This window comes from Nesterenkonia aethiopica, assembly GCF_039534665.1.
Classification (GTDB): Bacteria; Actinomycetota; Actinomycetes; order Actinomycetales; family Micrococcaceae; genus Nesterenkonia; species Nesterenkonia aethiopica.
Genome location: NZ_BAAAVT010000003.1, coordinates 169028 through 191339, shown reverse-complemented (window position 1 = coordinate 191339; position 22312 = coordinate 169028). Strand labels below are relative to the sequence as shown.

The 22312-nt window shown below is 69.4% G+C and carries 20 protein-coding genes and 1 tRNA gene; 8 read left to right on the top strand and 13 right to left on the bottom strand.

The annotated features are described in order from the left end of the window. Positions 1-287 precede the first annotated feature (287 nt). Positions 288-920, bottom strand: a complete 633-nt coding sequence (locus ABD658_RS03270) for a hypothetical protein (protein WP_344684952.1) — start codon at positions 918-920, stop codon at positions 288-290. 265 nt (positions 921-1185) lie between these two features. Between ABD658_RS03270 and ABD658_RS03265 the strand changes: the two genes are divergently transcribed. Continuing rightward, positions 1186-1261 (top strand) — tRNA-Lys (locus ABD658_RS03265). A 76-nt stretch (positions 1262-1337) separates the two neighbouring features. Here ABD658_RS03265 and ABD658_RS03260 read toward each other — a convergent pair. Continuing rightward, positions 1338-1967 (bottom strand): dihydrofolate reductase family protein, encoded by a 630-nt coding sequence (locus ABD658_RS03260; protein ID WP_344684954.1) that lies wholly within the window; start codon positions 1965-1967, stop codon positions 1338-1340. 214 nt (positions 1968-2181) lie between these two features. On the opposite strand from ABD658_RS03260, the gene ABD658_RS03255 reads away from it, so the two are divergent. The 3 genes from ABD658_RS03255 (at position 2182) to ABD658_RS03245 (ending at position 5833) form a co-directional block, all read left to right on the top strand. Next, the gene (locus ABD658_RS03255) at positions 2182-2295 is read left to right on the top strand and encodes a winged helix-turn-helix transcriptional regulator (RefSeq protein ID WP_344743827.1); all 114 of its coding nucleotides are present in this window, start codon (positions 2182-2184) and stop codon (positions 2293-2295) included. Positions 2296-2299: 4 nt separating this feature from the next. After that, positions 2300-2881, top strand: a complete 582-nt coding sequence (locus tag ABD658_RS03250; protein WP_344684956.1) for an HhH-GPD-type base excision DNA repair protein — start codon at positions 2300-2302, stop codon at positions 2879-2881. A 282-nt stretch (positions 2882-3163) separates the two neighbouring features. Then, on the top strand, positions 3164-5833 hold the full coding sequence (locus ABD658_RS03245) for an aminotransferase class I/II-fold pyridoxal phosphate-dependent enzyme (protein WP_344743853.1): 2670 nt from the start codon (positions 3164-3166) through the stop codon (positions 5831-5833). A gap of 40 nt (positions 5834-5873) precedes the next feature. On the opposite strand, the gene ABD658_RS03240 is transcribed toward ABD658_RS03245, so the two are convergent. The 10 genes from ABD658_RS03240 to ABD658_RS03195 all read right to left on the bottom strand — a co-directional run bounded on the left by ABD658_RS03240 (position 5874) and on the right by ABD658_RS03195 (position 15247). Next, complete coding sequence (locus ABD658_RS03240) at positions 5874-6797, bottom strand: ATP-grasp domain-containing protein (RefSeq protein ID WP_344684960.1); 924 nt, start codon at positions 6795-6797, stop codon at positions 5874-5876. 103 nt (positions 6798-6900) lie between these two features. Continuing rightward, entirely contained in the window at positions 6901-7983 is a 1083-nt protein-coding gene (locus tag ABD658_RS03235) for an RNA polymerase sigma factor (RefSeq protein ID WP_344684962.1), read from the bottom strand. A gap of 20 nt (positions 7984-8003) precedes the next feature. Then, positions 8004-8390, bottom strand: a complete 387-nt coding sequence (locus tag ABD658_RS03230) for a YciI family protein (RefSeq protein ID WP_344684964.1) — start codon at positions 8388-8390, stop codon at positions 8004-8006. An 80-nt stretch (positions 8391-8470) separates the two neighbouring features. Next, positions 8471-8866, bottom strand: coding sequence for a VOC family protein (locus ABD658_RS03225; RefSeq protein ID WP_344684966.1), 396 nt, complete (start codon positions 8864-8866; stop codon positions 8471-8473). A gap of 86 nt (positions 8867-8952) precedes the next feature. Further along, on the bottom strand, positions 8953-9360 hold the full coding sequence (locus tag ABD658_RS03220) for a VOC family protein (protein WP_344684968.1): 408 nt from the start codon (positions 9358-9360) through the stop codon (positions 8953-8955). A 10-nt stretch (positions 9361-9370) separates the two neighbouring features. Then, positions 9371-9838 (bottom strand): helix-turn-helix transcriptional regulator, encoded by a 468-nt coding sequence (locus ABD658_RS03215; protein ID WP_344684970.1) that lies wholly within the window; start codon positions 9836-9838, stop codon positions 9371-9373. Positions 9839-9841: 3 nt separating this feature from the next. Further along, positions 9842-10228, bottom strand: coding sequence for a VOC family protein (locus tag ABD658_RS03210; protein WP_344684972.1), 387 nt, complete (start codon positions 10226-10228; stop codon positions 9842-9844). Positions 10229-10340: 112 nt separating this feature from the next. Next, positions 10341-11858: an SNIPE associated domain-containing protein gene (locus tag ABD658_RS03205; protein ID WP_344684974.1), complete on the bottom strand. Its 1518-nt coding sequence runs from the start codon at positions 11856-11858 to the stop codon at positions 10341-10343. A gap of 206 nt (positions 11859-12064) precedes the next feature. Continuing rightward, positions 12065-13858 carry a formate--tetrahydrofolate ligase gene (locus tag ABD658_RS03200; protein WP_344684976.1) on the bottom strand — a complete coding sequence of 598 codons (1794 nt, stop codon included), beginning with the start codon at positions 13856-13858 and terminating at the stop codon, positions 12065-12067. 138 nt (positions 13859-13996) lie between these two features. Further along, complete coding sequence (locus ABD658_RS03195; RefSeq protein WP_344684978.1) at positions 13997-15247, bottom strand: glycine cleavage T C-terminal barrel domain-containing protein; 1251 nt, start codon at positions 15245-15247, stop codon at positions 13997-13999. A gap of 144 nt (positions 15248-15391) precedes the next feature. Here ABD658_RS03195 and ABD658_RS03190 point away from each other — a divergent pair, with 144 nt between their 5' ends. After that, positions 15392-16204 carry an IclR family transcriptional regulator gene (locus ABD658_RS03190; RefSeq protein WP_344684980.1) on the top strand — a complete coding sequence of 271 codons (813 nt, stop codon included), beginning with the start codon at positions 15392-15394 and terminating at the stop codon, positions 16202-16204. Positions 16205-16273: 69 nt separating this feature from the next. Here ABD658_RS03190 and ABD658_RS03185 read toward each other — a convergent pair whose 3' ends face one another. Beyond that, positions 16274-18826 carry a GcvT family protein gene (locus ABD658_RS03185; protein ID WP_344684982.1) on the bottom strand — a complete coding sequence of 851 codons (2553 nt, stop codon included), beginning with the start codon at positions 18824-18826 and terminating at the stop codon, positions 16274-16276. A 247-nt stretch (positions 18827-19073) separates the two neighbouring features. Between ABD658_RS03185 and ABD658_RS03180 the strand changes: the two genes are divergently transcribed. The 3 genes from ABD658_RS03180 to ABD658_RS03170 all read left to right on the top strand — a co-directional run bounded on the left by ABD658_RS03180 (position 19074) and on the right by ABD658_RS03170 (position 22254). Continuing rightward, positions 19074-20201, top strand: a complete 1128-nt coding sequence (locus tag ABD658_RS03180) for a DUF2510 domain-containing protein (protein WP_344684984.1) — start codon at positions 19074-19076, stop codon at positions 20199-20201. 405 nt (positions 20202-20606) lie between these two features. Beyond that, positions 20607-21224 (top strand): DUF47 domain-containing protein, encoded by a 618-nt coding sequence (locus tag ABD658_RS03175; RefSeq protein ID WP_344684986.1) that lies wholly within the window; start codon positions 20607-20609, stop codon positions 21222-21224. 10 nt (positions 21225-21234) lie between these two features. Beyond that, complete coding sequence (locus ABD658_RS03170; RefSeq protein WP_070162695.1) at positions 21235-22254, top strand: inorganic phosphate transporter; 1020 nt, start codon at positions 21235-21237, stop codon at positions 22252-22254. The last annotated feature ends 58 nt before the right edge of the window (positions 22255-22312 follow it).

Below are 22312 nucleotides of genomic sequence, written 5' to 3'. Positions count from 1 at the left end.
GCTGACTCCGGTCCTGATCACAGTGCGGTGGATGGGTCCACGTGCCGGAGTCCAGACCCGAAGGGCTGACCTCGATGCAGGCGCGAACCATCGCGGAACACACTGGTCCCGCACTCTCCCTCGGGCGCAACCCTACCTTCATCATGTAGCGGGTTCCGCATGGTGACAGTCATGCAGACGGAATGTTGTGAAGTCGTGACGTACGTGTCAGGGCGGCACGCATAGCCGCCCTGTCGGCGTCGTTCTGGTCCTGTGCCGACGCCGAGGGACGCTCTGCTGCGCTGCGGTCAGTCCAGGGTGCCCGCACGGAAGGCGCGGGCGGAGACCTCCAGCTCCTCGGCGGTGCGGATCAGCTGGTCCGCCCGGGCGGTCATGCGACGGGCGACGTCCTGGGAGGTGCCCTCATGGTTGTCCGCCCAGAGGGCCTCCCCGCGGGCGATGACCCGGCAGAAGGCGGCGGCCCGGTCGAAGGCGACGTCGATGTCCCCGGTATACATGCCCGCCAGGACCATGTCCGCCAGCTTGGTCATCTCATCGGAGGTGGGCGGCTCGGGCACGCCCGCGATCGCAGCGGTGGTGGTGCCGTCCCCACGGCCGGTGCGGTAGTACTCGGCCAATCGGCGGGGGTTCTCCTGGACGGCGGCGCGGATAGCGTAGATCCGCCACAGGCTGCCTGCCAACGAATGGGCCGGGGAATCAGCCCACAGCTCCGCGATGGCCTCGATGCCCTCCGTCTCGGCGAGCCTGATGAAGCGTTCGGTGATCTCCGGATCGTCCGAGTCCCGGCCGTGGTACACCAAGGCGTGGGCGGTGTCGTGGGCGGCCTGCGAGATCGTCGCCGGGTCGGCGCCGCCCTCCTGCTCGTCGAACACCGCGGGCTCGGTCATCTTCGGTCGGCGATGGCGGGCTGTGCTGCTCATCACGTCTCCTTCCGGTGGGGGCAATTATGCCGTGAATCGTCGCTGGTCACCAGGGTGTCAGCAACATGTCCGGCAGGAGCGCGATTCCTGGGCGAGAGAAGTCCCACAGGGCCTCGGAGCGAGGCAGGCGGCTCGTCGCCTGAGCTCCTCGGGACGGCGACGACGCCGGCACCCGCCTCCGACCGCCCGGAGTGATGGGCTACGATGGAAGTCGTCCTCGAGCCGCCACGAGGTGCGCCCCGCGGTGCTCCGAGGACCGCATCGCGGGCCTTTAGCTCAGTTGGTAGAGCATCGGACTTTTAATCCGCTGGTCGCGGGTTCGAGCCCCGCAGGGCCCACCATTGAAACCCCTGGTCAGAGCGCCGACACAGCCGGCTCCCCCTCTGACCTCGATCGGCTGCCGCCGTCGCCCGGGTCTCATCCCCGTGCGGCCTGGGCCCTGCCCCGCACGGGATAGCGCAGATGCAGCACGCCTTCGCCTGCGATGACGACGTCAGGATCCTCGAGCAGCAGCGGACCGTCGCTGAAAGACCCGAAGAAGGGCTTGCCTCGGCCGAAGATGACGGGCACCAGGTCCATCGCCACGTAGTCCACCAGCCCCAGCTCCAGAGCTTGCCCACCCATGTTGCCGGAGGCGATCCCGATCTCGCCCTCGCCGGCGAGCTCCTGGGCCAGCGCAACGCCGTCCTGGACGGATCCCACGAAATGGAACGGCGCCTCGGAATGCCAACCGTCGGGCTTGGGGCGATGCGAGACGACCACGACATGGTCGCTGGCGGGAGCGTGCCCCTCCCAGCCATTCGTGATGTCGAACAGATGCCGTCCGATGACCCCCACCGCCTGCCGGTCCCACATGCCGCGCACGTACTCGGCCGAGGCTGCGAAGACGCGGAAGGGGACGCCGCCATGCGCATCAGCATGGGACTCGTCATCCTGCAACGAATGGTCACCGGAGAAGTACCAGTCGTGCATCGCGCCGACGTCGTCATCCTCCTTCGCGATGAACCCGTCCAGTGTGACGACATTGTGCAGATAGGTCGTGGCCATCGTGTGCTCCGTCCTCAGTCGCGCGGTGTGGAGTGATGGATGGGCTCCTGGGCGTCGCCGTCGAAGGTGCACTGCCCGATGGGCTCGCGTCGCAGACAGATCACGCCCACTTCATTGAGTGAAGCCTGCGTGAGGATCTGGAGTCAAGGACCGTCCTGTCATCATGCCGAGCCGGGAATACGGACAGTGATGCGGACTGGCGCGTGCCGCAGAGATGGTCGGGCACCGGTGGACCCTGCTGATCCTGCGGGACCTACTGGTCGGACCTCAGCGATACTCGGATCCCGCCGGCGGACTGCCCAGCACCCCCTCCCACCTGGCATCATGAACTCATGGCTCACCTGCACCTCACCGGAGACCCTGCGGCCGACGACCTCCTCTCGAAGGACCCCTTCGCCCTGCTGACCGGCATGCTCCTGGACCAGCAGGTCGCCATGGAGGTCGCGTTCGCAGGACCCCAGAAGCTGCACGAGCGCCTCGGGACCTTGGACCCGGCGACCATCGCCGGCTACGACGCCGAGGAGTTCACCGCGGCCTTCCGGGAGAAGCCCGCGGTGCACCGCTTCCCCGGCTCCATGGCGGCTCGCGTGCAGAAGCTGGCCGAGGCTGTCGTGGACGACTGGGACGGCGACGCCGCAGCGATCTGGACCCACGACGCCCCGTCCGGCCCCGAGGTGCTCAAACGCCTCAAGAAGCTGCCCGGCTTCGGGGAGCAGAAGGCGAAGATCTTCCTCGCACTGCTGGGCAAGCAGCTCTCCTTCGACGGCGAGGGCTGGCGGGAGGCCAGCGCGCCCTACGGCGAGGCAGATGCCAAACGGTCAGTGGCCGACATCTATGACCGAGAATCACTGCTCGAAGTCCGCGAGACCAAACGTGCCGCCAAAGCCGCGGCCAGGGCCGAGAAGTCCAGCTGAGGTCAGACGGCGGCCAGGGGCGCCGCGCGAACCCGCCCCCACCGGAGTCCGCGGATGACGTCCGGCAACATGCCGTTGATCTGATGCCCTCTATCATCGGAACACACGGCCTGCCGACGCCCGGAAGGACACCACCCGATCATGATCAGCAATGGCGCTGACCACCCCGCACTCCCGGAGGCCCCTGCCTCCGGGGCCCACTCCGCTGACGGCGCGCCCCCGCGCCGCACACCCCCGCGCCGCACTCCGTCCTGGACGCGGGCCCTCGAGCGCGACCCGGGGATGCCGGCGAGCACCTGGCGACTGCGCAGCGACGCCTGGGAGTATCTGCGGTTCGCCGTAAAGCGCCTGGCGCTGGGCAGCGACGACGTCGACGCCCTCGCCTCCGACAGCGAGATCCACCGCTCCCTGCGCGCCCTGGAGACCATCGAGATGTACTGGGCGGGCTTCGGTCAGCGTTACGTGCGCACCATCGGCGAGCTCTTGGAGGACGGCGACTACCGCACCGCCTTCGACCTGATCGGCCGTGTGGTGCACCGGCTGCGCGGCGACACCGTGCCAGACGAGCCCCGGGACGAGCACCTGGAGGAGCCTGAGCGGCCCGAGACCACTTCGGACCCGGATCCGCGCCCGCGGTTCGAGGTGCTGATCATCGACGAGACCACCGCCGCCGACCGGGACACCATCCGCTCCGAAGGGCTGCGGCTGCGCTCGCCCGCCGACGCGTTCACCTATGAGTTCGTCGTCGTGCCCTCCGCGGACGACGCCGTCGCCGCCGTGCTGACGAATCCGCACATCCTGGCCTGCGTGGTGCGTCCGGGGTTCAGCGAACACACCCACCAGCCGCTCAGCCGCGACCTGCGGGAGACCATCGCCCTGGCCCGGTCCCAGGTCTCGGAGGGGCCGGCGTCGTCGCACAGCCAGCTCGCCTCGGTGCAGCGGGTGCTGCGCCTGGCGGACACGCTGGCCGCGCTGCGCCCGGAACTGGACCTGTACCTGATGGCCGGCGCCCATCTGGAGGACCTGGCCGGGGCGCTGACCCACCGCTTCCGGCGGGTCTTCTGGCGCGAGGACCAGCTGGAGCTGCACCTGTCCCTGCTGCGCCGGGCCTCCCACCTGTATGACACGCCGTTCTTCACCGCCCTGCAGGACCACGCACGCCGTCCGGTGGGAGTATTCCACGCGCTGCCGGTCGCCCGCGGCGGCTCCGTGGTGTCCTCCCAATGGATCAAGGATCTCGCGGAGTTCTACGGGCTGAACCTGCTGCTGGCCGAGACCAGCGCCACCTCCGGCGGGCTGGACTCCCTGCTGGCGCCCACCGGCACGATCAAGAAGGCCCAGGACCTGGCGGCCCGGGCCTTCGGTGCCCGGCAGACGTTCTTCGTCACCAACGGCACCTCCACCGCGAACAAGATCGTCCACCAGGCGCTGACGGCACCGGCCGACGTCGTGCTGGTGGACCGCAACTGCCACAAGTCCCACCACCATGCGGTGGTCCTCACCGGAGCGAAGCCGGCCTACCTGGAGGCGTACCCGCTCAACGACTTCGCCTTCTACGGGGCCGTGCCGCTGGACCGCATCAAGCAGCTGCTGCTCGACTACCGGGCCGCCGGCCGGCTCGACGAGGTGCGCATGGTGACCCTGACCAACTGCACCTTCGACGGCATCGTCTACGACCCCGAGCGGGTTATGGCCGAATGCCTGGCCATCAAGCCTGACCTGGTGTTCCTGTGGGACGAAGCGTGGTTCGCCTTCGCCGCGTTCCACCCGGTCACCCGGCGTCGCACCGCCATGAACGCGGCGAAGAATCTGGAGGAGCGGCTGAAGTCCCCGGCCCACGCTGCCGCCCACCGGGCCCAGCAGGAACGCCTGCACGACGCCGACGGCGCGCCCGCCCCGGACGAAGTGTGGCTGGCCCAGCAGCTCATCCCCAGCCCGGAGGCCCGCATCCGGGTCTACGCCACCCAGTCCACCCACAAGACGCTGACCGCGCTGCGGCAGGGATCCATGATCCACGTCCACGACCAGGACTGGGAGCGGGAGGCGGAAGAGTCCTTCCACGAGGCGTACATGACGCACACCTCCACCTCGCCGAACTATCAGATCCTCTCCTCCCTGGACATCGGGCGCCGTCAGGTGGAGCTGGAAGGCTACGCCCTGGTGCAGCGGCAGCTGGACCTGGCCTCCAGCCTGGCCCAGACGATCGCCCGCCACCCGCTGCTGCGCCGCACATTCCGTGTGCTCACCGCCAACGACCTCATCCCGGCCGAGCTCCGAGGAGTCGGCAGGCCCATGCCGCTGCGCCACGGGCTGGCGCCCCTGTGGGAGGCCTGGGCCCATGATGAGTTCGTCGTCGACCCCAGCCGCATCACCATCGAGATCAGCCGCACCGGCGTCGACGGGGACACGTTCAAACACGAGCACCTGATGGACCGGTACGGCATCCAGGTCAACAAGACCAGCGGGAACACGGTGCTGTTCATGACCAACATCGGCACCTCCCGCAGCGCCATCGCCTACCTGATCGAGGTGCTGGTGAAGCTGGCCGAACGCTTCGACGCCGCCCTGTCCCGGCGGCATCCCGACGACCGTGCGGCCCAGGATGAGCCGCTGCCCCCGCTGCCGGACTTCAGCGCCTTCTCCCCCGGCTGCGCCACCGATGCGGCGCTACCCGACGGCGACATGCGCACCGCGTTCTTCGCCGGCCAGCAGCGCCGGAACACCGAGCACGTGTTCCCCGAGGAGCTGCGAGCCCGGGTCGCCGCCGGCGAGCGCCCGGTCTCCGCCGGGTTCGTCACCCCCTACCCGCCAGGGTTCCCGGTGCTGGTCCCCGGGCAGGTCATCACCAGCGACGTCCTGGAGTTCATGGCGGTGCTCAGCACCCGAGAGGTCCACGGCTACGACCCGCAGCGGGGCTACCGGATCTTCACGACGCCGCCGTCGGACGTGTGACGAACCTCACGCCGCCGCGCGCCGCCACTCAGCGGCGGGCTCATCGGCGCGGCAGGGAGGAGGCGCCGTCAGAGACGCGCGCCATCCGCCGCGAGATCGCCGCGGCGAGCGCCGTCGCCGCCTCCGGCACCTTGTGCAGGTTCAGCACCGGCTCGAACAGTTCTGCCTCCAGCAGCACGATGCCGTGCTGGGCGCTGGTGACCAGGTCGACTCGGGCATAGAGCGGGGACTCCGCCGGGGAGGCGGCGTCGATGGCGGCCATGACCTGGTGGGCGAAGGACGCCTCGGCGGCAGTGGCCTCCACCGGCTGCGGGTCTTCGGAATACTCGCCGCCGGCCAGTCCCCCGCCGCGGGCCAGGATCGCGCCTTTGCTGATGGTGTGGGTGTGCTGGCCGTCGATGAAGTACAGCGCCTTCTCCGCGCCCGCGGAGAGTTCCGGCACCTCCGGCTGGATCATCACGGTGCGTCCTGCCGCCAGGATCTGCTCGCCCAGGCGCCGGGCGTCGTCGCTGGAGGCCTGCAGCAGCCCGGTGTGCAGGGCGCCGGCGGAGACCGTGGGCTTCAGCACGATCCAGTCGTCGTCGTGGGCGGCCAGGGCTGCGTTCAGCTGCTCAGCAGTGTCCGCCCACCGGGTGGGCACCGTGGCCACCCCGTGGGACTCGAGGTCCCGCAGGTAGACCTTGTCCAGATTCCAGTCCACCAGGGCCGGGGTGTTCAGCATCGGCACATGCCGATGCGTCTCATGCAGCCAGGCGCGGATCTCATCCTCCCTCCAGGGGTAGTCCCAGGGACTGCGCAGCACCAGGAGGTCGTAGTCGCCCTCACCCGGGGTGTGGGCGTGCCAGACCACGGGGGTGGCCCGCAGCCCGGCGGCGCGCAGCGCGGGCAGCAGCACCTCGGTGTCCGGGTCCTGCACCCCCGGCAGGTACTGATCGGTCACGACGACGCCGACATGTGCGCTCACGGTCCACCTCCGCTGATCCTCGGGACGCCTCGGCAGGATGACGACGCCGGGCCTCTCGACGATACAACGGCGGGCGGCACCGCCGCCCGCCGAGTCCTGCGCCTCACTTTTCTGCGGCCAGCACAGCGGCGCGAGCGGCGACCGCCCCATGTGTGGGGGCCACAGCGATCAGCCCGTCATAGAGCTGCAGGAGGCGGGCCCTGTCCAGCCTCCCGGTGCGCTTCCGATCGCCATGGACCGACTGGATGGCCGCCTCCAGCTGGAAGCGGCCCAGCGGCGCGCCGAGCCGGTGCGCCCGGTGCAGGAACGCCTCGGCCTGCCGGATCAGCCGAGGGTCCCAGAGGGCGGTGTCCTGCTCCTGGATGGGCGGCCACGGATCTGAGGCACGGGCCGGAGCGCGCGACTGGGCGAAGGTGAGCAGCGCGGCCAGCCCCCACGCCTCGGGCTCGTCTCCCAGCAGCTCGGCGACCAGCACCGCCAGCCACCGCGCCTCGTCGGCCAGCGACTCCCGGACGGCGTCGCGCTGGTCGAGCCAGTCACTCGCATACGCCCCGTAGATGGCCTCCAGGACGGCAGCCAGCCGGGCCAGCATGTCCTCACGGGTGGGGATATGGAAGGGGATGCCGGCGTCGCGGATGCGCCGCTTGGTGCGTACCAACCGCTGCGCCATCGTCGCCGTCGGGACGCCGTAGAGCCGTGCGACCTCTGCGGCGTCGCAGCCGAAGACGACCTGCAGCATCAGAGGAGTGCGCATGGTCTCTGCGATCGCCGGGTGGGCGCAGGCGAAGAGCAGCTCCAGACGCTTGTCCGGGATCCTCTCGACGTCGACCGCGTCCAGCCGCGCCGTGCTGTCCTCGGACTGGACATCGGCCACCTTGGCATCCATCGGCACTGAGCTCCTGGCCGCCGCAGAGCCCAGGTGGTCCCGAATCCGGTTCCTGGCGACCGTCATCAGCCAGGCCTCCGGGCGCTGCGGCACGCCGGTCTCCGGCCATGTGCGCAGCGCCCGCTCGAAGGCGTCGGCCAGGCCGTCCTCCGCCAGGGCGAGGTCCCGCACTGCGGCCGCCAGCAGGGCGAGCAGCCGTCCCCGGGACTCGCCGGCGAGGCGCTCCACCGCCTCGCGGGCGGACCCCGGGACTGGGTCGTGGGTGGCGCCGTCCTCCGCCGGAGGCTCGCTCTTCTGCACGGACTCGTCCTTGGGGCCTGTCATCCTCCCGGTGCGTCGCCCAGCCACTGGCTGTCGACGAAACGGGTGGCCACCGGCCGGATCTCGATACGCCCCCATTCGACGGCCGGCGCCCGGCCCGCCCAGGCGACGGCCTCGTCGAGATCCGCCACCTCCACGGTGACGATGCCGCCCAGGCGCTCCTCGCCATCGGCGAAGGGGCCTTCCTGGATACGGAGGTCTCCTGGTGAGCCGGAGACCGACGTCGTCGCGTGGGTGTCATGCAGGACCTCCAGACCGCGCAGCACGCCGGCCTCTTCGAGCGACGTCGCGTAGGCGCCGAACGCCCTCATCCCTTCGGCGAGCTGTTCCTCAGTGAGCTCTCCGGGGGCGGGCTCCGGGTAGTAGAGCAGCAGGGTGCACCGCATGGCCACCACGTCCTTTCGTCGGGATGATGATCTGACACAGTGATGACGATCGGCGCGGGCCAGAATCGACACCTGCGCGATCAGCCGTCCAGCTGGGCCCGCCAGATCGACCAGCCCCAGCAGAGGCAGAACGGATGCCCGGCCGGGTCGGCGTACACCTGGAACCCGGTGGCGGCGTCGAGGTCCTCGGCCGCCTCCAGCAGCTCCGCTCCGAGCCCCATGACCCGCTCATGCTCGGCCCGAATGTCCTCCACATAGAGGTCCAGGTGGCTCTGCTGCGGCTGCCCGTCCGGCCACTCAGGCCGGACATGGTCCGGGGCGTGCTGCACGGCCAACGGGTAGTCGCCGTCCACCTCCACCTCATACCAGCTCGGATCGGAGGGTCTGACCCGGCCCCCGTACACGCCGGCCCAGAAGGAGGCGACTGTGGCGACGTCGTCGGCGTCCAGGACCACGATCTGCTGCGCGAATCTCATGGACGCATCCTGACATCCGCGTGCGGGCCGGGTCCCGGGCTGCCGCCCGATCTCGGCCTCCCCCGGCTGTCAGCATCGCCGGGACCTCAGCGCTGGTTGATGCGCACCATGGCGCCACCAGGGTCCCGCACGGCGCAGTCCCGCACGCCCCAGTCCTGATCCATGGGCTTCTGGATGACGTCGACGCCGCCGGCGGCCAGGGACTCGAAGAGCCCGTCCACGTCGTCGGTGGCCAACGTGACCGCCGCGAAGGCGCCTTTGGCCATCAGCGAGCGGATGGCGGCGTGCTCCTCCTCGGTGATGCCCGGGTCGAGACCCGGCGGGTGCAGCGCGATGGCGGTCTCCGGCTGGCCGGGAGGGCCCACCGTGAGCCACCTCTTGTCCTCATAGGAGACGTCCTGCCGCACCTCGAAGCCGAGCAGGTCACGGTAGAAGCGCAGGGACGCCTCCGGGTCCAGATGGGGCAGGAACGCGTGCTGAATGGTGATGTTCATGGAGCTCACACTACGGAGCGGGCGTCTGTCCGGCTTCTCGATTCCTGATCACTTCTCCACCTCGGGCCCGACCCCGGCGCGGCCGACTGATCTGCTTGGCCACACAGGGCGGCAACCCCCGCAATGACGCCGCCGCCCGCCGGCGATACTCGCGGGGCGGCATACCCACCAGCTCGGTGAACCGGGTGGAGAAGGTGCCCAAGGATGAGAACCCGACCTCGAAGCAGATCTCGGTGACGCTGAGATCCCCACGTCGCAGCAGCGTCATGGCGCGCTCCACCCGGCGTGTCATCAGGTAGGAGTACGGCGACTCCCCATAAGCGAGCCGGAACTGCCGGCTCAGATGCCCTGCCGAGAGATGCGCACCCCGGGCGAGACTCTCCACGTCCAATGGCTGGGCATAGTCCCGGTCGATCCGATCACGGACCTGACGCATCAGCACCAGGGTGGCGCGACGATTCTCAGCATCCCGGGCCATCGGTCATCCCACGGGCGCGATGCGGGCCCGCAGCAGGCAGAAGATGTTGCCCTCCGGGTCCTGCAGGACGTGCCATTCCTCCTCATCGGACTGCCCGACGTCGGCGGGGCGAGCCCCGGCGGCCAGCAGCCGGTCCAGCTCTGCCGCCTGGTCCCGGTCGGTGGCGTTGAGGTCAAGGTGAAGCCGCGGTGTGGCCACGGAGGAGAGTTCATCTCGGGGGCTGAGGATGATGGTGGGCTGGGAGCCGCCGAACCCGTCCCGGGCGCCGATCTCGATGCTGCCGTCACCGGGGCGGTCCAGGACCACGAAGTCCAGCACCTCGCACCAGAACTCCGCGAGCCGCTCCGGCTCCCGACATTCGAGCACGAGTTCACCGATGCGGCAGGCCATGGACAGGATCTCCCTTCACGCTCATGGAGCGGTGGACCGGATCGACTGTTCCGCATCCTGCCACGCAGCACATGGCGCGGGAACCCGCCGCGGCCGAAGTTGTGCAGCGTCGTCACGACTGACGTAGGTCCGCATTCGCTGGAGCATGCTGCTGACGCCGCTTCAGTTGAGAAGCCTCATACTCTGCCGCCTCGGACCCCTCATGAAACTCAAGGACCTGCACATCATGAGCGACCAACGCATCCCTGACCTGCCCCGGAGTCGCGTAGAAGTACTCGCGGCGCATGTTGATGAGGTTGACGCGACGATCAGCGAAGTGCCGATGCAATGCACTCTCAAGGCCTACCGCATCCTCGCTGAAGATCATGGTGTGCTTATCAAAGTTGAACGGCACGGATGCGTCCGAGAGCTCTCGGATCCTGTCGTCCGGATTCAGACGTCGCGTCATCCCGATCTTGACGACCTTCTCACCGAAGGCACCCCGGTTGGAGATGACATAGACATACCCGGCCCGAGTATTGGCCATGGTGCGCTCCACGTCGGCGAGCTTCTCCTCGGCCTGTTGGAGAGCCAACGTCACTTTCTCCGCCTCTCCCGTCTGACCAGATTCGCGAAGAGAGAGCAGGACGTTTCTGTAGTGCGCGACCTCTTTCTCCTGCTTGGCTTTGAGAGCAAGGAACTCTTTCTGGGCCTGCGCTTCTTCGCGTTCGCGGCGACGCACTTCCCGTTCCTCTTCCTTGGCCGCCCTGACAGACTCGAGGTGCTGATGAGTCAGCTCCAGCTCCTGGCGCCGAAGGTGGGCATAGCGATGGGTGATCCGAATGCCCATCATCTTCCCCAATCGCGCAACGGCCTCCGCTGAGCGGTCCAGCCTCTTGACCGCGGTGGTCAGGTTTCCGGCCTTGACCGTCTTGATAGCGTTCTCCGCCTCAGCGTTATAGGCCCGAAGCAGGAGCTTCGACATGTCCGCGACCATCTTGCGACCCTTCGATACCGAATGGTTGACGGTCCAACCGGAGTCAGCGGTTGTCGCAGACTTGTCTTTGACCATCGCTTTGATCTCGGCCCGCACGTGAGACAGCTGAGCCGACAGCCGTACGGAGTCTTCTGCGGGGTTCTCGAAGTCGTAGAGCCCGTAGTCCTGGACGTCCTGTGCCTCGTTCAGCACAAGGACCTCATCCTTGAGCTTCGCAACCTCTGCACGGCGTTCATCCATTCGCTGATCCAGAGCTTCCAGGTCCTGACGCCGGACAGCTTCGAGGTTCTCCAGTTCATGGTGCTTGTCCGCGATGACTGCATCGAGTTCGCGTGCCTTCGCCTCGACAGCTGCATTCGCAGTCTGAATCTGTCTCTGAACGACGACGAGCTCATCTCTGCGCCGGATGTGGTCCATCACCCCGAGTCGCTGCACTTCGGATTCGACCCACAGGTTGCGTGCATGGGCTGACTCCGATGCCTCATGCGCCTGCACGGCCTGCCTACGGAGTCGACTCATGTAGATCATGGCCGGAACGACGAAGGGGATGGTGACGACGGGGAGCAGCGTGATTCCCAGCAGAGTCATCATGAAGGTGTACGTGCTGCGACTTCTGCCCAGCGGCTGCACGCTGGCCTGTCCGGTCTGTTCCACTGGTCAGCACCTCTCGGCTCACGACGCCCGACGCTGACTGCGTGGCCGTACTTGGTGACTGACATGCTATGCGGAGGCTATGACACGGCGATCTGCCGCCCGGCCCCTGGTCGGGCAGCGCGCGAGTTGGTCCGTGGTTTTGGGTACTCGACTCGATCGAGTCGAGTACCCAAAACCACGGACCAAGTCGCGCCACAGGGAAGGCCTCAGAACAGGCCGCGCGGGTTCCCGTCGTCGTCGATGTCGATGCTCTCCGCCGCCGGGGAGGAGCCCAGACCGGGCATGGTCTGCATGGTGCCGCAGATCGGGTAGACGAAGCCGGCCCCGGCGGAGAGCCGCACCTCCCGCACCGGCAGCCGCCAGCCGCTGGGCGCCCCCACCAGCTTCGGGTCCGAGGACAGCGACAGGTGGGTCTTGGCCACGCACACCGGCAGCCGCCCGTATCCGGCCTCGGTGTAGGCGGCGAGGTCCTTGGCGGCCGCCGGCGAGAGGTCTACGCCGTCGGCCCCGTAGACCTGCGTGGCGATGGTCTCGATCTTCTCCACCAGCGGCGCCTCGTCGGAGTACAGGAACCGGAACTCGCTCGGCTCCTCCGCAGCCTCGGCCACCGCATCGGCCAGGTCCGCGGCGCCGGCGCCGCCGTCGGCGAAATGCGTGGACACCGCACACCGCGCGCCCTCCTCGGCAGCCACCTGCGCGATGACCTCGTGCTCGCTGGGGAAGTCCGTGGGGAACGCGTTGACCGCCACCACGGGGGTCACCCCGTGGCGGCGGATGATCCGCAGCTGCGCCCGCAGATTCTCCGCGCCGGTGCGCACGTCCTCCGGGCTCTCCCGCAGCATCCCCTCGGGCAGCGGCCGCCCAGCCACCACCCGGTGCCTGCCGGAGTGCACTTTCAGTGCCCGCACGGTGGCCACGACGACGGCTGCGTCCGGCGCCAGTCCGGAGATCCGGCATTTGATGTTGAAGAACCGCTCCGCACCCATATCCGCGGCGAAGCCGGCCTCGGTGATCAGGTAGTCGGTGGCCCTGCCGCCGATCAGGTCCGCCACCACCGAGGAGTTGCCGGTGGCGATGTTGCCGAAGGGCCCACAGTGCACCAGGGCAGGCGTGTGCTCCACGGTCTGCAGCAGATTGGGCCGGATGGCCTCCTTGAGCAGCACCGTCATGGCGCCGGCGGCTTTGATGTCCTCGGCGGTGACCGGCTCACCGTCACCGGTGGTGCCCACCACGATCCGTCCCAGCCGGGCCCGCAGGTCCTCCAGTGAGCGCGCCAGGGACAGAGTGGCCATCACCTCAGATGCCGCCGTGATGTCGAAGCCGGTCTGGCGGACCGGCCCGTTCGCCGTCGGCCCTCCCCCGGCGGGCCCCAGGCCGGAGACGATCTGCCGCAGGGAGCGATCGTTGACGTCCATGACCCGGCGCCAGGTGACCCGCTCCGGATGCAGCCCGGAGGGGCTGCCGCGGTGCAGGTGGTTGTCCACCATGGCGGTCAGCTGGTTGTGCGCCGCAGTGACCGCGTGGATGTCCCCCGTCAGGTGCAGGTTGAGCCGCTCCATGGGCACCACCTGGCTCCACCCGCCGCCGGTGCCGCCGCCTTTGATCCCCATGGTCGGCCCCAGGGAGGGCTGCCGGACGGCGACGGCGGCCCGTCGGCCCGTGCGCGCCATCCCCTGGCTGAGCCCCACCGCAGTGGTGGTCTTGCCCTCACCCAGCGGGGTCGGAGTGATCGCTGTGACCAGGATGTACTTGGCCTGCGGGCGGTCCGCGAGACGATCGATCGCGGCGAGGTCCACCTTCCCGACGCCCCGCCCGTAGGGCTCGATGAGGTCCTCGTCCAGGCCCAGCTCAGCGCCGATCTGATGGATGGGCCGCAGCTCGGTCCGCGAGGAGATCCCCAGGCTGTCCTGGGCGCTGAGCGGCACGGCCCCCTGACCGTTGCCACGAGCGCTGGCCTCCGTGCGGCCCTCGTCGGATCCGGTGTGACGGGTGGTGGTCATCCAGGTGTCCCTCCTTGAGGCGCGCTGGTCGGCGCCGACGTCGGTGCCCGGCCGGTGCGACCGGAGTGGACGTGACGGGGTGGTCGGCTGAGACTACGACGCCGCGGACCGCCGCGGCCAGACTCGCCGCCAGCGGGTTCAGTTCTCCGTGGCCGGATGCCCGTTGCCCGCGACGAACGCCTGCTTGGGCGTGTCCTTGGTGGGATCCACGAACGGCTTGGGCACCACCACGGCGGGCACGATGCCGGCCGGAGTCTCGATGTCCAGCTCCGTGCCGATGTCGCTGAGCTCAGTCGGCACCATGGCGAAGCCGATGTTGCGCTCCAACCGGGGGGAGAAGCAGGCGGAGGTGACCTCGCCGATGCGTTCTCCTCCTCGCCAGACGGGGAAGGCCTCGATCATGGAGCCGTCGTTGAAGGTGCCCAGCGGTGCGCCGCCGATCTCCACCCCGGCCAGACGACGGCTGACACCCTGCTCCTTGATGCGGGTCAGGGCCGCCTTGCCGATGAAGTCGGCCTCCTGTTCGAGATCCACCATCCAGTCGTATCCCATGCCGACTTCGAAGGGGTTGGTGTCGAAGGTGATGTCGCAGCCGTGGGCGAGGATGCCGGCCTCGATGCGCCGCATATGGCACGGCCCGATGACGCGCATCCCGAACGGCTCGCCGGCCGCCCAGACGGTCTCCCAGAGCCTGACGCCGTCGCGGGAGGCGTTCTTGACGTAGATCTCGAAGCCCAGCTCCGCGGTGTACCCGGTGCGGGAGACGATGACCTCCATGCCGTCCAGCTCATACTCCTGGAGCCGGTAGTAGCCGATGTCGAAGACGCCGTCGCCGAAGATCGCGGCCATGACCTGCCCAGAGAGCGGGCCCTGGACCTGGACGGGGCCGACGTCGGCCTCTTCGACGGTGACGTCCAATCCGGAGTTGATGGCCAGCCCGCGGGCCCAGAGCAGGATGTCGCTGTCAGCCAGGGAGAGCCAGAAGTGGTTCTCTCCGAGGCGGAGCAGGACCGGGTCATTGAGGATGCCGCCGTCCTCGCCGGTGATGAATACGTACTTGCACTGTCCGACCTCACACTTGGTGAGGTCACGCGGGACGAGCATGTTGGTGAACTCGAAGGCGTCAGGTCCGGTGATCTCGATCTGCCGTTCCACGCCGACGTCCCACAGGGTCACCCCGTTGAGCAGCGCCCAGTACTCGGCGACCGGATCGCCGTAGTGCCGGGGGTGATACGTGTGGTTGTACACGCTGTACATCGCCACTCCATGCCGCCGCGACGCCCAGAAGAACGGTGATTTCCTCAGGCGCGGATACAGCAGGATCCGTGGGTCCGGGACGACGGCGCCGAGGCCGTCGTCGAGGGTCAGCGGGCCTTCATCGAGCGTCATGGGATCCTCCCCGGCTGCCACATCTTCGGAACACTTCCAGCATGACACTGTGTCGCGTACCACACAATAGGTTGCGCCCTGCGCGACGGTGACCCTTGCCCTGCGAGGCCGACCGCGTCATGCTCGAAAGGGATGAGGCCTGCCATGAACGCCCAGACGAGTCCGGAGAACGCCACCGCCCCGACGCATCGCCCCCCGGGGGCACCGGTGAGGTCCGTGGACCGCGCCCTGACCGTCCTGAGCATCCTGGCCCGCGACGGCGAGGCCACCCTCAGCCAGATGGCCCGAGAGCTGGGAGTGCACAAGTCCACCGTGGGTCGCCTGGCCGAGGTGCTGGTCCACCATGACCTGGTCGAGGCTCCCGACGGCGCCGGCGGGTACCGCCTGGGCGTGGGCTGCCTGCGGCTGGCCGGCGCCACGGCGGCGCGGCTGGACCTCTCCCTGGAGGCCCAGCCCGTGTGTGACGAGCTCTCCGCCCAGATCGGTGAGACCACCAACGTGGCCATCACCCGCGACGGCGTGGCCATCAACGTCTGCCAGGCCGAGGCTGACACCGCCGTCGCCATGCGCAACTGGATCGGCCAGCACACCGCCCTGCACGCCACCTCCAACGGGAAGGTGCTGCTGGCGCACCTCTCGGAGGAGGGCCGCCACGCGGTGTTCGACGCCGGCCTGGAGCCCTTCACCGCGCACACGCTCACCCGCCCCACCGAGCTGACGGAAGAGCTGCAGCGCATCCGCGGCCGCGGCTGGGCCTACGCCGTGGAGGAGTACGAGGAAGGGCTCAACGCGGTGGCGGCCCCCGTCTTCGACCACAGCGGCGCCGTCATCGCCGGGATCAGCGTGGCCGGCCCGTCCTACCGTCTGCCGCCGGACCGGCTCCCGGACATCCGGGAGCCGGTGATCCGAGCCGCCGACACCCTGTCGAGGCGCCTGGGCCACGGCGGCCGTCGCTGACCGCCGGCGAAACGCCGGCTCCTCCCCGACCTGGCACCCGGCCTGTCAGCCCTTCAGCCCTTCAGCCCTTCAGCCCTTCAGCCGACGATGCTCCGAGTCGAAGGGCGCCGTGCGGCCCACGGTCAGCACCTCGGCCGGCAGCCGCACCCCCAGGTACTCCACCAGCAGCTCCGTGCCGAGCACCGCCCGCTCGGGCGGCAGGTAGGCCAGCATCACGTATCGCCCCAGCGACGGCGCCGGGCCCGCGCTGGTGACATAGCTGCGCCGACCGCGGCCGTCCACCAGGGGTGAGCCGTCGACGTCGAGCACCGGCTCATTGCCGGTGGGGAACCGCGGCTCGGCGGCCCCGACGCCGGTGAGCGCGAGGGTGCACAGCACGGCGGCGGGCTCCTGGGCGCGGGCCGCAAGGTAGGCACCCTTGCCGAGGAAGTCCGCCTCCTTGAGCGTCGGCAGCGCGAGCCCGGCCTCCACCGGGTCCCGCTCCGGGGTGAGCTCCGCGCCGAAGAGCCGATGCGCCTTCTCCAGCCGACCGGTGGTCCCATAGACCCCGCCCCCTGCGGCGATCAGCCCATGTGGCCGCCCGGCCTCCCACAGGGCGTCCCACAGCGGCAGCCCGTGCTCGGTGGGCAGGTGGATCTCCCAGCCGAGGTCGCCCACATAGGAGATGCGCACCATCAGCGTCGGGATCCCGGCGAGCACCACCTCCCGTGCCGTGCCGAAGCGGAAGCCGTCAGCCGAAACGTCGTCGTCGGTCAGCGATGCGACGATGTCTCGGGCACGCGACCCCCAGAGACCGATCGCGCAGGTCGCCGAGGTCAGATCCTGGATCTCGATGTGCCCGGCGTCGAGCTCAGCGGCCAGATGACGGCGGAACCAGGCCAGGTCCCGGGCGCCGTCGGCGGCTCCGGTGATGACCCGGAAGTGCTGCTCCCCCAGCCGCACGATGGTCAGATCCGAGCGGAAGCCGCCGCGGACATCCAGCAGCGGGGTGTAGATGACCCGTCCCACGGGCCGGTCCGCATTCGCCACCGCCATCCGCTGCACCCCCTCCAGCGCCGCCTGGCCGGTGACGTCGAAGACGCCGAACGCGGTGAGGTCGAACATGGCTGCGTGCTGGCGCATCCTCAGATGCTCGGCCTCGATGATCGGCGACCACCAGCGGGCGTCCCATTCGTGGACCCGGTGGTCGATCCGGCGCGCATACTCCTCCACCAGAGGCACGTTGGCCGCGTACCACTGCGGCCGCTCCCAGCCCGAAGCCTCGAAGAACTCCCCGCCCAGCGCCTGGGTGCGCGGATGGAACGGACTGGTGCGCATCGGGCGACTGCTGGCCCACTGCTCACGCGGATGCGCGACCCCGTACACCTTGGGGAAGCCCTCAGCCGCCCGGGCCCGCACGTGGCGCCGGGTGCGGGCATAGGGCGGGAACCGGGTGACATCGGCCCCATGGACGTCCACCTCGGAGGCCCCGACGGTCATCCACTCGGCCACCGCCCGCCCGACGCCGGGCCCTTCCTTGATCCACACCGCCGCCGCGGACCACAGGCCGCGGACCTCCGCGGTCTCGCCGAGCAGCGGCGCACCGTCCGGGGTGAGGGAGAGCAGCCCGTTGATCGCCTGGGTGACCTCCACACCGTCGCGGCCCTGCTCCCCCAGCAGCTCCGGGTAGAGCTGCCGGGCATGGGCCAGCTGCGGGGCGAAGTCCTCTGCGGTGAAGGGCATCTGGGTGGGCGAGGCCTGCCCTGGGGCGCCGAAGGGCGGGATCTCGTCGGGCTCGTGGAGGATCGGCCGGTGCGCGTAGGAGCCTATCTCCAGATCCGGTCCGCGCTGCCGGGCGTACATGCGGGCGTCCATGTCCCGGACCAGCGGCACGGAGATCCACTCCTCGGTGGCGGCCAGCTCCGGAATCGGCCCGAGGTCCATCATCTGGTGCACTGCGGCCACCAGCGGGATGCGGGCGCCCGCCAGGGCGGCGATCCGGGGACTCCAGACCCCGCAGGCGACGACGACATGCTCCGCCTCCACCCGGCCGTGATCCGTGACCACCGCGCGGATGCGGCTCGGCACCCCGCCGTGCGGGCCGGCGTCGACCTCCAGCCCGGTCACCTCCGCGCGGTCGGCGACGGTCAGTGCCCCGCGCTCCTCGGCCCGGGCGCGCAGGAGCTCCGCGGCGCGGACGGCGTCGACGATGGCACCGGTGGGCGTGTGGAAGCCGGCCAGCAGCAGATCCTCGCGGATGTGGGGCATGAGCTCGCGGACGCGGGCGGGGCCGATGAGCTCGGCCTCCACGCCCCAGGCGGCCGCCGAGCTCATCCGGCGACGCAGCTCCTGCAGCCGCTCCGGAGTGCGGGCCACCTCGATCCCGCCGCACTCGGTGAGCACGCCCAGTGCCCGGTACTGCCGCAGCGAGTCCAGGGTCAGCTCGGTGATCTCGCGCGAATGGTCCACGGGGAACACGAAGTTCGAGGCATGGTCGGTGGAGCCCCCGGGCTCCGGCAGGGGGCCCTTGTCCACCAGGAGGATGTCCCGCCAGCCGAGCTCGGCGAGATGTCGCACGATCGAGCTGCCGACGATGCCGGCCCCGATGACGACCACCTGTGCGCTGTCTGGAATGCTGACCATCGCTCTCACCACCATTGCCAGGCGATGTCTGTGCCCCGATGATAGTGCCGCGCTCCGGGGCCTGGCCATGGTGGATCGGAGCGGGGTTCGGGGTGGAGTGCGGGGCCCCGACGCGACGACGCTCATCGCCCACCCGAGCCGACTCCCGTCATACATGGCTCTCCTGCGGCGACGAGATTACGCTGAGTCAGGAGGATGAGGGCGCGGACGACCACAGCGTCCCGCACGCCCGGAAGGAAGATGACCTATGACTGCACCCGCCCCGGGCTGGTATCCGGACCCCGAACAGCAGGACCAGCTGCGCTACTGGGACGGCCAGCAGTGGACCCCGCACCGGACGCCGATGCCGCACCGGACGCCCCCGTCCGGGCACGCCCAGGCCGCGGGGTTCGGCCAGTCTCGCCAGCCCACCGGGTACGGGCAGACCGCCGGGTACAGGCAGCCGGGCGTGCCCGGCGAGCCCAACGGATACAGCAGCCATTCCGGGTACGACCAGCAGCCCGGCCACTCTCAACCTCCCGGCCACCCCGGACAGCCCCCGCATGACCAGCGTCCACCCTGGGAGCAGCAGCCGGCGCAACGCTCCTCCGGCCGCGGCCTGATCATCGGGCTGGGGCTCGGCATCGGACTGTTCCTGGTCCTCGTCGTCGTCCTCGTCGTGGTCATCGTCTCGCGCATCGGAGCCGACGAGGACACCACCACGACCACGGGGCCGGAGCGAGCCCAGGAGAACCCCGAGACCCTCACCGTCGACGACTCCGTCACGGTGCACGTCCCCGACGACGCTGAGACCCGCCTGCAGCTCAGCGTCGAAGAGGCCGGCCTCTACCACGTGGCCACGCAGAGCGAGCAGGGCACCGACCCGGTCCTCGCGCTGCAGGACGCCGACGGCACCGAGATCGCCTTCGCCGACGACGGCGGCACCGACTCCCCCAACGTCATGGACGGCGGGTTCGAGATCGCCTTGGTCCCGGGCGAGTACGACGTGGTGGTCACCGAGTTCTCCGGCGACCCCGCTGAGGTGACAGTGACCACGGAACAGATCGCCGTCGCCGAGGCGCTCGAGGATGGGGAACACACCGTGGAGGCTGCCGCGGACGCCGCCTGGCTGGCGACCGTCGACGTCCCGGACGGAGCCAGCGTGGTGCTCGACGTCCGGGGCGACGACGGAGCAGACCTCGTCCTCGACGTCGTGCTTCCCGACGGCTCCGAGGAGCGCAACGATGACCGCAGCGTCAGAGATCCGGAGTCGGGCAGCGTGCTGGACCCGTATCTGGAGTTCGACGTCGACGAGGGCGGGGTCCTGACCATCATGGTCTCCGGCTACGGCTCCGGCGCCGCCTCCGGCACCATCAGCATCGAGGTCGAGGACTGAACGGTCGACGATTCATCGGCCCTGCCGACCGGCTCCGTCCGACCCCGTGAGCAGACACACGGGAACCGGATCCGAAAACACAGTTGACCGCAGCGACTTCCAGGGGGACACTGGGAATGTGCCGGGCTGCAGGTAACCCCCGGGCTCCAACCTTTAGCCGCTTCGAGCGGCCACGCGCCGTGAGGCGTTCCCAGCCCGGCACCCCAAACCACATAGCGGACGCGCCCTCAGCAGGCGCCGTCGTCAGCTCTGAACCCGCCCATGCCCTGACATGCGGCGGGTTCATCTGTCTGCAGGGCCGAGCGCGCACATCACCCTGCAGGTCACGGACACCATCGCGTCACCTTCCCGCTATACACTCTCCACGGACATCGCTTCACCGGGAGACCAGATGAGGACCACGGCATGATCGCACGACGAGGCCAGCGCCACTCCCAGGCGGTGGAGCTTCTCACCGACATCGGCCGGGAGGTCCGGACCGGGGTCAACCTGCTGTCCCAGCTGCTGGGCATGCCTGCCACCGACCGCCGTCCGCTGCGTGACGAGCTCATCGGCCTGGAGGGCACCGCCATGGACCTCCATTTCAACCTGATGACGCATATCCGCAGCGTCTTCCTCACCCCGCTCCCCCGGGAGGACATCTACGCCCTCTCCCAGCTGCTGAACCGCACCCTCGAACATGTGGTGGCCGCCGGAGATCTCATCATCGCCCGGGAGAACCTGGTGCTGCCGCGCCAGAGCTCGGACCAGCTGGAGACCATGGGCCGTCAGGTGGACCTCACGATCGACGCGCTGGCCCGGCTCGACGACTTCGACCACCTCGAGGAGTACTGGATCCAGATCCAGCGGCTCACCAAGCAGGCCAATCGCACCCACCGGGAGTGGCTGATCTCTTCCGACAGCGCCTTCCAGCCCAACATCGCACTGCAGCAGGCGCAGATCGCCAGCGCGATGCTGCAGGCGGTGGATTCGCTGCGGATGGTCAGCACCACGGCGGGGTCCATCATCGTCCGGGAGTCCTGAGGCCCGCCACGTGGAGATCCTGCTGCTCGTCCTCATCGTCGTCGTCCTGCTGCCCAACCTCTTCGTCGCCGGCATGCACGACGTCGCCAACTCCATCGCCATCCCCACCCGCACCCGAGCGCTGACCCCGCGGATCGCGACCCGGCTGGCCGCCGGAGCCAACGCGTTGGGAGTGCTGATGACCATCCCGCTGGGAGTGCACCTGTTCTCCTGGTTCGACTTCCCACGGATGGACCCGCAGATGGTCCTGGGCGTCCTGCTGACCTCACTGATCTCCCTGCTGGGATGGAACCTGTGGACCTACTTCCGGGGGGTGCCGACCTCGACGACCCACGCCCTGCTGGCCGCACTGATCGGCGGCGCCCTGGCCTCGATGATCCTCGACGGTACGGACTCCAGCGCGGTGCTCGGCCTCCCGTGGGCGGCCCCGCTGGCCACCCTGCTGCTCTCCCCGCTGGTCGCCTTCGGCCTGGCCTATCTCCTGGTGTTCCTGGCGGTGCGGGTCGCCCGGGGGGCGGATCCCGACGCCGTCAACGAGACCAGCCGGACCGTGCAGGCGGTGTGCGCCGGGCTCACCAGCCTGGGCACCGGCCTGCAGCAGGGACAGCGGTTCGCCTTCATCCTGCTGCTGGCCCTTCCGGCGGCGAACATCGACCACTCCGGCGCCTGGATCCCCGTCGCCTACGTCGTCTTCGCGCTGCTCATCGGGCTGGGCTGCCTGACCGGCGGGTGGCGCATCGGCCACATGCTGGGCCACCGACTGGTCACCATCGACCCGCTGCGCGGCATGGTCTCCACCACGACCACCTCGGCGCTGCTGTTCGTCGGCTCCATGGCGATGTCACTGCCGCTGTCGACCTCCCTGACCGCGGCCTCGTCGGTGATCGGGGCCGGGTCCAACCAGCGGTTCGCCACCGTGAACTGGCCACAGGCGATCCGGCTCTTCGCCTACTGGGCGGTGACCCCTCTGGCGGTCGGTGCGGCCTCCGGGGTCCTGCTGCTGGCACTCTCTCCGCTGCTGGAGTACTGACGCCCGGCACGCCCTGCCCGTTGACCCCGGAGCGATTGTCGGAATACGCGCACTTAAG